Origin of the sequence: Hymenobacter crusticola, assembly GCF_002154225.1 — a bacterium.
In the GTDB taxonomy this organism is placed as follows: domain Bacteria; phylum Bacteroidota; class Bacteroidia; order Cytophagales; family Hymenobacteraceae; genus Hymenobacter; species Hymenobacter crusticola.
Map to the genome: position 1 here is coordinate 229453 of NZ_MTSE01000006.1, position 14260 is coordinate 243712.

The 14260-nt window shown below is 56.6% G+C and carries 7 protein-coding genes; 5 read left to right on the plus strand and 2 right to left on the minus strand.

The genetic code is table 11. The features are described from left to right. Positions 1-793 precede the first annotated feature (793 nt). Together BXP70_RS13850 and BXP70_RS13855 are read right to left on the minus strand one after the other, a co-directional pair. Positions 794-3661, minus strand: coding sequence for a glycoside hydrolase family 31 protein (locus BXP70_RS13850; RefSeq protein WP_086594693.1), 2868 nt, complete (start codon positions 3659-3661; stop codon positions 794-796). Positions 3662-3868: 207 nt separating this feature from the next. Further along, a complete protein-coding gene (locus BXP70_RS13855) occupies positions 3869-4513 on the minus strand; it encodes a GDSL-type esterase/lipase family protein (RefSeq protein ID WP_086594694.1) in 645 nt (214 codons plus the stop codon). 470 nt (positions 4514-4983) lie between these two features. On the opposite strand from BXP70_RS13855, the gene BXP70_RS13860 reads away from it, so the two are divergent. The 5 genes from BXP70_RS13860 (at position 4984) to BXP70_RS13880 (ending at position 14173) form a co-directional block, all read left to right on the plus strand. Then, on the plus strand, positions 4984-5241 hold the full coding sequence (locus BXP70_RS13860) for a hypothetical protein (protein ID WP_086594695.1): 258 nt from the start codon (positions 4984-4986) through the stop codon (positions 5239-5241). 87 nt (positions 5242-5328) lie between these two features. Beyond that, positions 5329-6447 carry an N-acetylglucosamine-6-phosphate deacetylase gene (gene nagA, locus BXP70_RS13865; protein WP_086594696.1) on the plus strand — a complete coding sequence of 373 codons (1119 nt, stop codon included), beginning with the start codon at positions 5329-5331 and terminating at the stop codon, positions 6445-6447. A 540-nt stretch (positions 6448-6987) separates the two neighbouring features. After that, positions 6988-8118: a glycosylase gene (locus BXP70_RS13870; protein WP_086594697.1), complete on the plus strand. Its 1131-nt coding sequence runs from the start codon at positions 6988-6990 to the stop codon at positions 8116-8118. 139 nt (positions 8119-8257) lie between these two features. After that, positions 8258-10678, plus strand: coding sequence for a beta-galactosidase GalB (gene galB / locus BXP70_RS13875; protein ID WP_086594754.1), 2421 nt, complete (start codon positions 8258-8260; stop codon positions 10676-10678). 177 nt (positions 10679-10855) lie between these two features. Continuing rightward, complete coding sequence (locus BXP70_RS13880) at positions 10856-14173, plus strand: glycoside hydrolase family 2 TIM barrel-domain containing protein (protein ID WP_245849629.1); 3318 nt, start codon at positions 10856-10858, stop codon at positions 14171-14173. Positions 14174-14260: the final 87 nt, after the last annotated feature.

Here is a 14260-nt window from a genome sequence, read left to right on the forward strand (position 1 = left end):
AGAAATTCAGGAGGAATGCGCCAGAAGCAACGGGCCGCGCTGATAGACAATGGAACCGACTTTTAGCAAGGCGGCAGCATAGCGGCAACTCGGAGCTAGGTTCGGCTACTGCTGTGCTCTGATTGAGCTTACCGACGTTCTGCGAGGATCAAATCCAACAATGCCGTAGCTGCTGAGCACTAACAAAAGGCAATCTGGCACCTAGTAACAAGTAAACAAGAGCCACAGAGGCGCTTGGCCCAACTTAAGTGCTAGGGCAGCACATGGCTATAGGGTATATAGACGCACAACAAAAGCGAGCCGTCAAGAAGCTAGTGCAGCGCGGGAGGCAGTGGACTACGTAAACAGCGCTCATCTTCAGCGCAGCAACGCCAGTATTGCGTATTGTCTACGCAATAAATGTAGAGGAATTTTCCTAATGCGTATACTTTACGCAATAAAAAAATTTCGCCCTACTAAACACCTAGCAAGGAGTTACAGACTTTGTTCCTCTGGGCACTAGCGCCGCTTACCGGACTTCTCTATCACCTGTGGTTTTCAATTCTTGCGAGCATCGATTAACAGATGCCGCTTATCTTCTATCATTAGCGTGGTAGCTAGTGCCACGCGGTGGCCATTTGCCTGCCGGAGCAGACACTTCCAGTAGCAACTACGCCCAGGCGATTTGCCTGGGCGTAGTTGTAAAGCTTGATTAGCTGGCAGATGAAGTTTTAAAAGCTAGCAATGTTCCGCAGCTAATGAGAAACTGCTTGCTCTCTGCCAACGCAACCCAGTTTCTAGAGCATGCGCCTGCTTACTCCATTTTCACCGTCACGGCGCTACCAGAATATTGCACTGTCTTGGCGGGGGCGGCATCTAGGTTCCAGGCCACGGGCTTGGCCTGGCTCACCCACACCACCTGGAAGGTGCGCTGGGCGAGCATGCCGGGGAAAGTGCCTTTCCGCTCGCCGATGGTCAGCGTCTTGGCTTTCTCATCGTAGCGCAGCGGGATGGTGGCGAAGGCGCCTTTCTCGTAATTGTAGTTCACGTTTTCATCCTCGTAGAGCGTGAACTGCCCATCCTTGCCGGTGTACACATACAGCGTGATGGGGTCGGCGGGCTTTTCGCTGGTGTACTGCATGGCGGGGCCAAAGGGTAGAATCGAGCCTTCGCGTACGTACAGCGGCAGGCGCTCCAGCGGCGCGTCGGCCGTGAGGGTTTGGCCGCCGGCCTGGTACTTACCCGAGTAGAAGTCGAACCAGCCCGTGCCCGCCGGTAGGTAGAGTGAGCGGTTGCGGGCACGATAGTCCGTCACGGGGTTCACCAGCAAGCTCGGTCCGAACAGAAACTGGTTGCTGATGTTGCGCACACCAGCATCCTGGCCGAAGTCCATCACTAGGCCGCGCATGATGGTGCCGTTCTCATGGTGCGTGTGGCCCGCCAGTGAGTAGATGTAGGGCATCAAGCGGTAGCGCAACTGATTGTAGTACACCATGCTCTGGTACGCGGGGCTGCCTTCGGGCGCGATGTTGTAGATCTCACGGAAGGGAAATTGCCCGTGCACCCGGAACAACGGGCAGAAGGCACCATACTGGTACCAGCGCGCATTCAGCTCGCGCCACTCCTCTTGGTCTTGCGCTGCCATCGGGGTTTTCTCGTAGCGGCGCTCCACGGCAAAACCACCGATGTCGGAGGTCCAGTACGGAATGCCGGACATCGAGAAGTTCAAGCCCGCCGGAATCTGGTTTTTCAAATCCTCCCAGCGCGAGGCAATGTCACCGCTCCAGATGGCCGCGGCGTAGCGCTGCGAGCCGGCGTAACCCGAACGCGTGAGCAGGAACACCCGCTGGTCGGGCTTGGTGCCGCGCTGCCCTTCGTAGATGCCCTTGGCGTTTTGCAGCGGGAACCCATTGAAGTACAGCGTCGACGACCCTAGGTGCGTGGGCGTCATCAGCTCCTTGCGGGTCTGCACGTTGGTGTTGGAGTAGATATCAGGCTCGGAGGCGTCCATCCACCAGGCATCGATGCCTTTGCTGAAGAGCTTGGTGTTGAGCAGGTTCCAGAAGGCCTGCCGCGCCTGCGGGTTGAAGGAATCGTAGAAGGTGGAAGTGTAGCCTTGCGCAATCCAGTCGCGGGTGCGGTTGGCGATGTTGCGCTTGTAGAGGTAGCCCTTGGCGTTGAAGTCGTTGTAGTTCGTGATGCCCTCGTAAAACTTAGGCCACACCGAAATCATGAAGTGCAGGTTTTGGTCGTGCAGGGTCTTGATTAGGCCCTCAGGATTGGCGAAGCGTGCGGGGTCAAACTCCTGGCTACCCCACTCCGCCTGCTTCCAGTACGACCAGTCGAGCACGATATTGTCAATCGGGATCTGGCGCTTGCGAAACTCGGCGGCCGTGGTCAGCATCTCGTCCTGGGTTTTGTACCGCTCCCGGCTCTGCCAGAACCCCATGGCCCACTTCGGCATGATGGGCGCGGGGCCCGTGAGGGTGCGGTAGCCGCTGATGACCTCATCGGCCGAGGCGCCCTGCACGAAGTAGTAGTTCAGGTCGCGGCCCGCTTCGGAGCGGAAGCCGTACTGCTGCTGGCTCGCGCCCACCAGCGGACTCAGCCATTTCAACCCGAGGTACGATTCGCCGCCGTCGGGGTCCCACTCTAGCTTAAGGCTGTACTTGCGGCCCTTCTCCATCTGGAGCGGCACCACGGACGTGCCGGGGTTCCAGGCTTGGCGCCATTTGTTCACTACCTCTTTGCCATCAATAAAGAGCTTGGCGTAGCCCGCGTTTTTCAGCCAAAAGTGGTGCAAGCCCGTGGTGCCCGACTCGACGCTGCCTTCCCAAGTGGCCAGCACGTCGCCGAGCTTCACCGTGGCCGGGAAGTTCTTTTGGTCTTCCAGATACTCGTAGTTAATCACCGACTCGGGCCGCTGCACCACGACCTGGCTGGGTTGCTTCTTATTGACGTACGTAGCCGTGAGCCAGCCTTCCTCGCCGGTCTTGGCGTAGAGCTTGAGCGTGGACAGGGGCTCGTAGGTGCGCGTGTCGCCGACTTGAGTAATGGAGTAGTTATCCCAGAGCACGCCGTAGTTCTTGCTGGAGAGCAGAAAGGGCACGGCCACGTCGGTGTTGTTTTGGGCCAGCTCCACCTGCTGGCCTTTGTAGTTCATCACCCCGTTCTGGTGCTGACCTAGGCCGTAGAGCGCCTCGTCGGTGGGCGACTCGAACGTTTGCGTCACTTCGTAAAAGGACTGCCCATCGGCTACAGTGGGCCGGAAGGTTTTGCCCCCGAAGCTAGGTTCGCGCAGCAGCACCTGCCCCTTGGCATTGGTGAAGGTGACGGCGCCGCTGGGCAGCGCCACGGCGGCCGTGAGCGTGGGCGTGCTGATACTCGCTTGGTCTTTCTTACTCTTATACTGCCACTTGGCGGTGGTGGGCTGCCGCTCCACCGCCATCAGGCTTTTCACCGTCGATACCGTATCGAGGGGGCTGGCTTGCACGTGCACGATCTTGTCGCCGATGACTTGCAGGCGAATGGTGCGGGCCTGCTTGGGGCCACTCGGCGGCAGGTGCACCAAGATGCCATCGGGCAGCTTCTCGACGCGCGCTTGTTGAGCCTGGGCTTGCGGGGCAGCCAGCAAGGCGCTTCCTCCGGCAACCAGAACAATGGCTAGGTAGTGTTTCAACATACGCTGGTGAATGGTTGTCTTAGGTACAATGAAGATCTCTGGCTCAAGGCGTTAGTACATCAAGCCAACTAGGTTCTGCCAGCCGTTGGTGCTGTGCTTACGGTTTGTTTCGCCAACAGCCGGCCGGGCGCTTAGAGTGCCGGACTAGGCGAAACAACTTATCAGGTGCCGTTTTGCGCTAATAACTGGCCACGTTTGGGGCCTCGCTTACTTGATGGCTTTATACACCTCCTGGGCCAGAATAGCGTCGCCCTCGGCCGTGGGGTGAATGCCGTCGGGGGCTAGGTCGTCGTGCCCGAGCAGGGGTGTGTAGAGGTCGATAACCTGCGCGTGCGTTTTCCGGGCAATGGCTTCCACCAGGGGCAGTATCTCGTTTTTGATAACTTCCGGGTTGATGCCAAAGTTGGCGCGGTACGCTGGCATCGGCTTGCAGATATACACCTTGGGGTGCGACGGCAGCTTTTTGAAAGACTTCACAAACGCTACGTAATCCTTCTTGAAGTCAGCTTTGTATTTCCAGTTTTGGGGCTTGGAGTCGTTGGTACCTAGCTTGATGATTACCACGTTGGGCTGCCACTGCAATGCTTCCTGGTACTTAGCTTCTTTCCAGTAAGGCCGGTCGCCCTTTTTCAGCAGTGTGCGACCCCCGAGGCCATAGTTGCGCACGTCGTAGGTGCCACCGAGCAGCTCCTGCAACTGCACGGGGTAGGTGCGGCCATCCTTGACGCCATAACCCTCTGTGATGCTGTTGCCCATGCACGCTACTTTGATCTTCGTTTGGGCAACGCTCGTGCTGATGATGAGAGCTAGCAGTAAGCTCAAAAACCAGGACTTGAGGATACGTGAGGGCATAACAAGAAAGTCGGACGCCGCTTTGCGCCCTGTGTTTTGGGTGGTAGTAGGTAGCAGACGGAATCAGGCCGAAGCCTAGCGGTAGCAAGTATAGGAAAAAGTGACGCCATCCGCTGCGCCAAAGCTGGCGCCACCGACGAAACTTTTTCGTGCCTCACGTAGCCTGTTCTCCCCTGGGCTACGCGCCGCGTGGCACTTTTTTCACGCGTTCAGTGAAGCTCAACGATTAACTCTGGCAGAAGCTCCGTCGTACAACTTTTACGCTGTTTACCCCGATTTTTTGAAGTGATCAGCACGGTGTAGAGCCATAATACGTTGCGGCTCGTCGCGGTGAGAACTGCCTGGGCACGTTGCAAAACCGCTTTCCGCGCACAAAATAGGCAGCGACGAGAAGATGCGAATTAATGCGGTTCTATACCTTTTTGAGATAACATGACTACGTTTTCAAGTACGCACTAGCACCCATTGCCATGCCCCTGCACCGTTTGTTAGACCAAAAGCTGAGCAAAACTTACGAGCCCTCGGCGCGCATAGATGATGTATTCAAAGGCTACGACATCACCTTTCTCACCAATGAGCTAGGGGAGCCCATCACGCTGTTCTTCGGCAAGCGCCGACCCGATGGTGCCATTGCCGGCGAGCGGTACACGCGCACCATCAAGCGCGAGCCCGGCAGCATGGCCGTGGCGCACAGCCACTGGGATTTGCGCGGCAAGGTGACGCGCTAGCAGCAAGCTTGAGTATAAAGACTAGATTCCCAAGTAAATACAGATACCCTTTCTAAAGCACATATTTGTGTGCTGCACCGAATTTTTATGCGCTACCTGTTTACCAACTGCACCATCTACACCGGCACGAGCGTATTGCGCAATCACGCGGTGCTGGTGAATGACACCCTCATCGAAGCTGTGCTGCCCGCGGTGGAAACCACGGCCGAAGTGCCTCGCTACGACTGCCACGGTGGTATTTTGAGTCCGGGCTTCATCGATTTGCAGTTGTATGGTGGTGGCGGCAAACTCTTCTCCGTCGAGCCGACGGTGGAGGCGTTGGCAAGCATTCGGGCGCACACCTTGCGCCACGGTACCACGAGCTTTCTGCCCACCATGCCCACCAACTCGCCAGCCATGATGCAGGCTGCGGTAGCCGCCGTGCGCGAAGCTCAGCTTACGATGCCCGGCCTGCTCGGGGTACACCTAGAAGGCCCGTACATCAACCCCATTAAGAAGGGTGCGCACCAGGAAGAGTTCATTCAACAGCCGACGCCGGCTAGCATCACGGAGCTGCTAGCTTACGCCAAAGGCATTTTGCGTATCATGACCCTAGCTCCGGAACTAACGACACCGGAAGTTATTGGTCAGTTGCGGACCGCCGGCGTGATACTTTCCGCGGGTCACTCCAACGCCACGTATGAGCAGGGCAGCGCGGCTTTTCACCAGGGTTTCACCGCGGCCACGCACTTATTCAATGCTATGTCGCAGCTCGGCAGCCGGGAGCCAGGCTTAGTAGGCGCCATCTACGACGCCGACATGGCCCGCGCCAGCATCATTGCCGACGGCGTGCACTGCGCGTTTTCCGCGGTGCGAATTAGCAAGAAAATGCTGGGCGAGCGACTGTTCCTGATTACCGACGCAGTAGATGAATCAACAGAAGGCGCCTACCGCTTCCACCGCAAAGACAACTACTTCGTGGATGAGCAAGGCATCTTAGGCGGCTCGGCCCTCACCATGCCCGGCGCCGTGCGCAACTGCGTGGAGCAAGTGGGCATTCCGCTGGCCGAAGCCCTGCGCATGGCCACCCTCTATCCTGCCCAAGCCATTGGCCTCGATGACGACCTAGGCCAGATCCACCCCGGCTACGTGGCCGATTTGTGCTTGCTCAACGACAAGTTTGAGGTGCAAGCCACCGTGCTCAAGGGCGAGTTGCAGTGGTACTAATCTAGTTTACAGCGTAATGTAGAGGCACCTACTTGTGTCACTACGTTGAACGACCTGCGTCGGCATGACTAAGTCAGAATGATGTGGCTCTGAACGACCTACGTCAACCACCTCAGCAACGAGGAGGCATAAGCGTGTGCCTCTACGCCCACTTGGTTCGTTGCTACCTGGCTATGGCCTGTGCTAAAGCCGACCTGTGACTACCATGCTCTAGCTTAACCAGCGCCCGCAATTCCGATGTGTTTTGCGGCGCACAGGCGCGTGCTAACATCCTACAATAACTTGCTAAAAGTCAGTAAAAATACCGACTGGGGTATCGCCATATTTGCAAGAGTCACTACTTTATTGCGCCAACAATTATTTTGTATTTAAGATTAATCTCATAAAAAATATTTATAAGCTTATCAACGAGCCATTTTAGTATTGCAAAGGCAACTAATATGAGCTTTATATTATCTTATCAACTACATACATTTATTTAATTATAAATTAATAAAAATAGAGCATCTACAACCAAGAATTGATTAACAACAAACGTTAATGAAGAAGGAAGTACTGAAATCTTGGTTGTTCTTTTTTGCTACAGTATTTGCCTTTACAGCGCACGCGCAATCCGACCAGAATAAGGTTCCGGATGCTGTCATGCAAAAGGTTTATAACGAAGTAAAAACTCCTTACAAATACGGCCTAGCTCTCATACCCACCGAGAATTCGAAGAAAATGGATTGCCCGAGCGTGTTTCGCAAGGGCAATCAGTGGTACATGACCTACATCATCTTCGACGGCCGCGGCTATGAAACCTGGCTGGCGCAGAGCAAAGACCTGCTGAAGTGGGAGACCAAGGGCAAGATCATGTCCTTCACCGATACCACCGACTGGGATACCAACCAGAAGGCCGGCTACGTGGCCCTGCAAGATTTCAAGTGGGGCGGCAGCTACGAGTGGCAGCCCTACCAGGGCAAGTATTGGATGTCGTATTTCGGCGGTAACTCCCGTGGTTATGAGAAAGGTATGCTGTCCATCAGCATGGCCTACACCACCAAAGACCCCACCACGGTCCACCAGTGGGAGCGACTCCCCAAGCCGGTACTTAAGCCCAACGACCCGGATGTGCGCTGGTGGGAAAACCACACCATTTACAAAAGCTCGGTCATTTGGGACAAGAGCAAACTCACGGGTCACCCCTTCGTGATGTACTACAACGCCAATGGCGACAGCCTCGACAAGAAGCGCGGGGCCGAGCGCATCGGTATGGCCGTGTCCGACGATATGACGCACTGGACTCGGTTCCGCCGCAACCCCGTGATGAACCACCACAAAGGCATTACCGGCGACGCACTCATTCAGAAAATGAACGACGTGTACGTGATGTTTTATTTCGGGGCGTTTTATCCTGGTGTGAAAGGTGCGGTGAATCGTTTTGCCTGCTCCTACGATTTAGTTAATTGGACGGACTGGAAAGGCGACGATTTAATTAAACCCTCGGAACCCTACGACGAAACGTTTGCCCATAAATCATTTGTCGTGAAATACAAAGGCGTAGTATATCATTATTACTGCGCCGTTAATAAAGCCGACCAGCGCGGAATTGCGGTTGCCACGTCAAAACATATGGGCAAAAGCAAATTAGATTTTATTGCACCGCCACCTTCTAAAGCGAAGAACAATTAAATTCTTTTTGAACTGTCATGCTGAGCTTGCCGAAGCATCTCTCCCGCTTCGTTGAACGATTAGAGTTAGCACTGCGGTAGAGATGCTTCGGCAAGCTCAGCATGACAGCACCAACAAAAACACCCTAGTAGCCGCTTTCATGTCCAGAGTTTATGTAATCTGTTTCGCACTATTTATCCTAGGTCAAGCAGCATTTGCGCGGCCGTTGCCCCGGGTCGTAACAGATTTCAACAAGGACTGGAAATTCTACCTAGGTGACAATGCCCAAGCCGAAGAGGCACAGTTCAACGACGCGCAGTGGCGTCGCCTGACGCTGCCCCATGACTGGAGCATCGAAGGGAAATTTGACGAGAAGAACCCCGCCAAACCCGAGGGCGGCGGCTTACCAACCGGCATCGGCTGGTACCGCAAAACCTTCGTGCTGCCCGCTGACGCGAAGGACCGTCATGTTTTTATCGAGTTCGACGGTGTGTATCGTAATAGCGAGGTCTGGATTAATGGGCACTCCTTGGGCAAGCGGCCGAATGGTTACATCTCGTTTCGCTACGAACTCACGCCTTACTTGAAGCCGGGCAAGCAGCCGAATATTCTAGCCGTGCGGGTCGACAACTCGGCGCAGCCCAACTCGCGTTGGTACTCGGGCTCCGGCATTTACCGCAACGTGCGGCTGGTTACGACCAGCAAAATAGCTGTCGATCAGTGGGGCACGTTCGTGACAACCCCGAAGGTTGACAACAGCTCTGCCGCTGTTCGGGTGAGCACCAACGTGCGCAATACCACCGGCAAGCCGCAGCAGGTGAGCGTCGTAGCGACGATCTACGACGCCGCGGGCAAGCAAGTAGCCGAGCAAATCAATCCTAGCCTCACGCTGCGCGACACCCTGACGACTGTAACGCAGGGCCTAGCCTTGGCGCAACCTAAGTTGTGGTCCGTTGAGCAGCCGTATTTGTACAAGGTTGTCACGACGATAAAGAGCAAGCAGGGCGTAGAGGACCGCTACGAAACGCCACTTGGTATTCGTTATTTCGGCTTCGACGCGCAGAAAGGCTTTTCGCTAAATGGCAAGACGATGCGCATCCTGGGCGTGTGTCAGCACCACGACCTAGGTGCCCTCGGTGCGGCCGTGAATGTGCGGGCGATGGAGCGGCAGCTGGAAATTTTGCGAGCCATGGGCTGCAACGCCATCCGCACGGCGCACAACCCGCCCGCACCCGAGTTGCTCGACCTCTGCGACCGGATGGGCTTTCTGGTGCTGGACGAGGCCTTCGACATGTGGCAAAAGAAGAAAAACGGCCAGGACTACCACGTCGATTTCAAGCAATGGCACCGCCGCGACCTAGAGGACCAAGTACGCCGCGACCGGAACCATCCGTCGGTGTTTATGTGGAGCATCGGCAACGAAATCCGCGAGCAGTTTGACAGCACCGGCACCCACCTCACCAAAGAGTTAACGGCCATTGTGAAGCGCCTCGACGCTACCCGGCCCGTCACCTCGGCGCTGACGGAGCAGGAGCCCGACAAGAACTTTATGAGCCAAGCAGGCGTGCTCGACGTGTTGAGCTTCAACTACAAGCACGAAGGCTACCCCGAGCTGCCCAAGCGGTTTCCCAATCAAATCTTCCTAGCTACCGAAACCGCCGCGGCTTTCGAAACTCGGGGCCACTATGACCTGCCTTCCGACAGTATCCGCGTGTGGCCTAAAGACGGCAAAACCAAACTCACCAACGGCAACCCCGACTTCACCGCCTCGTCGTACGACAACGCCCGGCCTTATTGGGGCGCCACCCACGAAGCGGCTTGGGGCGCTATCAAGAAAAATCCGCACCTGACGGGCCTCTTCGTGTGGTCGGGCTTCGACTACCTCGGGGAGCCGCTGCCTTATCCGTGGCCGGCGCGCAGCTCCTATTTCGGCCTCATCGACCTAGCCGGCTTCCCGAAGGATGCCTATTACCTGTACCAAAGCGAGTGGAGCAGTAAGCCCGTGCTGCATATTTTGCCGCACTGGAATTGGTCGGCGGGCCAGACGGTGGATGTGTGGGCCTACTACAACAATGCCGACGAGGTAGAGCTTTTCCTAAATGGTAAGTCGCTAGGCGTAAAGAAGAAAGGCAACGACGACTTACATGTAATGTGGCGCGTGCCGTATGCGCCCGGCACCCTGCAAGCTGTGTCGCGCAAGGGCGGCCAAACGGTACTCAAGCGCACCATCAGCACCGCCGGCAGGCCCGCCAAAATCGAACTTACCGCCGACCGGAACGCCCTCAAAGCCGACGGCCGCGACCTAGCTTTCGTGACCGTGCGCGTGCTAGACGACAAAGGCAACTTGATACCGAACGCCGATAACCTCGTCAACTTCACCACCAGCGGTCCAGCTTCCATAGCCGGCGTCGACAACGGCTACCAAGCTAGCTTAGAGCCTTTTAAAGCAAACTACCGCAAGACCTACAACGGCATGTGCCTAGCCATCCTCCAGACGCAGGAGAAAGGTGGCAATATCAAGCTCACCGCTACGGCCGAGGGCTTAGCTCCGGCGAGTATTACCCTGCAAAGCAAGCCCTGACGTAGGCGCCTCACCCCTGGCCCCCTCTCCGAAATGAAGAGAGGTAGCCAAACGAGTTAAGAATTGATTGAAAGCAACATGAATAGGCTTCACCCACATCATACTACCAATTGGAGTCGCTCTGGCTCCCCCGCAAATGCTTTATGCGCATTACCATTTCGGAGAGGGGGCCGGGGGGTGAGGCGCCCCATCTGGACGGCCCTGCTCCTGCTCCTTGCCTCAGTTGCAGCAAGCGCCCAAGAAGCTAGCGTGTACTACTTTCCCGGTGTTTCAAACCCACCGAAAATCTACAACGGTGAAGGGTGGGACAACCCTCTCGTTTCGGAACTCAACCGCGACCCAGCACGAGCCACGGCCTATTCTTTCACAAATGAAAAAGACGCTCTAGCCGGCGACCGGGCGAAGTCGCGCTTGCTCTCCTTGAACGGCAATTGGGACTTCAACTTTGTAAGCAAACCCGCCGATGCGCCGCAGGACTTCTATAAGAGTCGGGTGCAGGGTTGGAAGCAGCTAGAAGTGCCTTCCAACTGGGAAATGAAGGGCTACGACTTGCCGATTTACAAGAGCGCAAAGTACCCGTTTCGGCCCGTGAATCCGCCGTTCGTGCCGCAGGATTACAACGGCGTGGGTTCGTACCAGCGCACTTTCACGGTGCCGGCCAATTGGAAAGATTTGAACGTGACGCTGCACTTCGGCGGCGTCAGCTCGGCGTTTAAGGTGTGGGTGAATGGCCGGTTTCTAGGGTACGGCGAAGACAGCTGCTTGCCATCGGAGTTCAACGTAACGCCTTACCTGCAAGCCGGCGAAAACACGGTTTCGGTGCAGGTAATTCGTTGGAGCGATGGTTCTTACCTCGAAGACCAAGACCACTGGCGCCTCAGCGGCATCTACCGCGAAGTGCTGCTGCTGGGCGAGCCGAAGATGCGCCTAGCCGATTTTCACTGGCAGGCCAAGCTCGACAAGCAGTATCGCGACGCCGTGCTGAGCATCCGGCCTAGGTTGGAAAACCTCACCGGCAACGACGACCTCAAAGGCTATCTGCTGAAGGCCCAACTCTATAACAAGAACGGTCAGCCCGTTTTTGCCAAGCCGCTGGAGCGCACCGGCGACGCCATCATTAACGAGAAGTACCCGCGCCTCGACAACCGCAAGTTTGGCTTGCTGGAAACCACCGTGGCGAACCCCGCCAAGTGGAGCGACGAGCAGCCCAACCTCTACACGCTGGTGCTCACGCTGGAAAAAGACGGCAACGTGCTGGAAGCCAAGAGCTGCAAGCTAGGTTTCCGCGCCATCGAGTTTTCCAAGACCGACGGCAAGCTGCTCATCAACGGCAAGGTGACCTACCTCTACGGTGTGAACCGCCACGACCACCACCCGACCAAGGGCATGGCCGTATCGCGCGAGGATATTCGACAGGATGTGCGCACACTTAAGCAGTTCAATTTCAACTGCATCCGCACCAGCCACTACCCCAACGACCCGTACTTCTACGACCTCTGCGACGAGTACGGCATCTTGGTGATGGACGAGGCCAACCTCGAAACGCACGGCCTAGGTTCCAAGCTCAGCAACGACCCGAGCTGGACGCAGGCCTACGTGTCGCGCAGCACCCGCATGGCCCTGCGCGACAAAAACCACCCGAGCGTTGTCTTCTGGAGCCTAGGCAACGAGTCGGGCCGGGGGCCGAACCACGCCGCCATGGCCGCCTGGCTGCACGACTTCGACATCACGCGCCCCGTGCACTACGAGCCCGCCCAAGGCGACCCGCACCTCGACGGTTACATCGACCCGTCGGACCCAAACTACCCTAAGAATCACGCAAAGCGCATCCAGGTGCCGCGCGACCAAGCCTACGTGGACATGGTCAGCCGCATGTACCCCACGCTGACCACCGGTGCGCTGCTGGCCAACCAGCAAAACGGCGACAACCGCCCAATTTTCTTCTGCGAGTACTCGCACTCCATGGGCAACGCCACCGGCAACATGAAGGAGTTTTGGGACGGCTGGCGCGCCACCAAGCGCGTGATTGGCGGCTGCATCTGGGAGTTTAAAGACCAAGGCTTGCTCAAGCGCGACTCCCTGGGCACGCCCTTCTACGCCTACGGTGGTGATTTTCAAGAGAAATACTACGACGACTTCACTATCAAAGGCATCGTGGCCTCGGATGGCAAGCCGCACGCAGCCCTCTACGAGTGCAAGCGCGTGTACCAGCCCGCCGAGTGCGTACTGACAGATGCTGCCAAAGCCTTGATCAAGGTAACGAACCGCCATGCGACGGAGTCGTTGAACAGCTACAACGTGTCGCTAGTGGTGCGGGAAGACGGCAAAGTGGTAGCTATCAAAGCCTTGCCGCACCTGCGTTTGGCAGCCGGCAAGGACACGACTATCAGCCTCAAGTCGTACTTGCCCAAGCTGAAAGCGGGTTCGGAATACCTAGCGGACATCCACTTTACCCTGGCGCAGCCTACACTGTGGGCAGATATGGGCCACGAGGTAGCCTCCAACCAATTTGAACTGACCAGCCTAGCTAAGCCCACGAGCAAACCGCAGCAATACGTGGCACTCACCACACGGGAAGATGCCAGCGCCTACACGCTGAGTGGCAAGGGTTTCCAAGCCACTTTCGACAAAACCAGCGGCGCCCTCACCTCCTACCGTTGGAACAACCAAGAACAGATTCTAGCTCCGCTCCTGCCCCACTTCACCCGCCCCCTGACCGACAATGACCGGCGCGGTTGGAAGGCCGACAAGAAGTCAAAGGAGTGGTTTGAACCTAGCTTGAAGCTCAAAACCATCACGCTCGATCAGGCGCAAAAAGGCGTGGCAACTATAAAGAGCGACTACACGCTCATCGACGGCAAAGCGGCCGTGCAGGTGGTGTACACGCTCAACGGCGCCGGCGTGCTGAAAGTAGACTACAAGCTCAGTCCCCAAGCTAGCCTGCCCAACATGATCAAAGTGGGCATGCAGTGCGGCATCGCCAACGACTACCGCCAGATCAGCTGGTACGGCCGCGGCCCTTGGGAAAACTACATCGACCGCAGCTACGCCGCCGACGCCGGCATCTACTCCCAAGGTCTTCAGGATTTTATGGAGTCCTACGTGGTGCCGCAGGAAAACAGCAACCGCACCGACGTGCGCTGGATGCTACTCTCAAGCGCGCAAAAAGGCGGCCTCTTAGTAGTAGCCGACAGCCTCCTGAGCATGAGCGCCTGGCCCTACACCGAAGCCAACATTGCCAAAGCCAGGCACACCAACAAGCTCCAAGAAGCCGGCTTCCTCACCCTCAACATCGACCTGAAACAAATCGGAGTAGGCGGCAACACCAGCTGGGACGACGACGCCCAACCCGTTGAGCAATACCGCATGCCCGCCAAACCCTACGCCTACAGCTTCTACCTCCTGCCCACCAACAGCAAGAAAGAAGCAGCAAGCGCATTAGCCAAAAGCATCAAGTTTCAAAGTAAGTTTTCCTCGTCAGTAGGCGTGAAATGAAAACCAATCAGAACATCAGTATAGAGACGCGATACTTCGCGTCTCGGCGTTGAACGACCCGGCTCAGAGCAACCTAGCTAAACAACA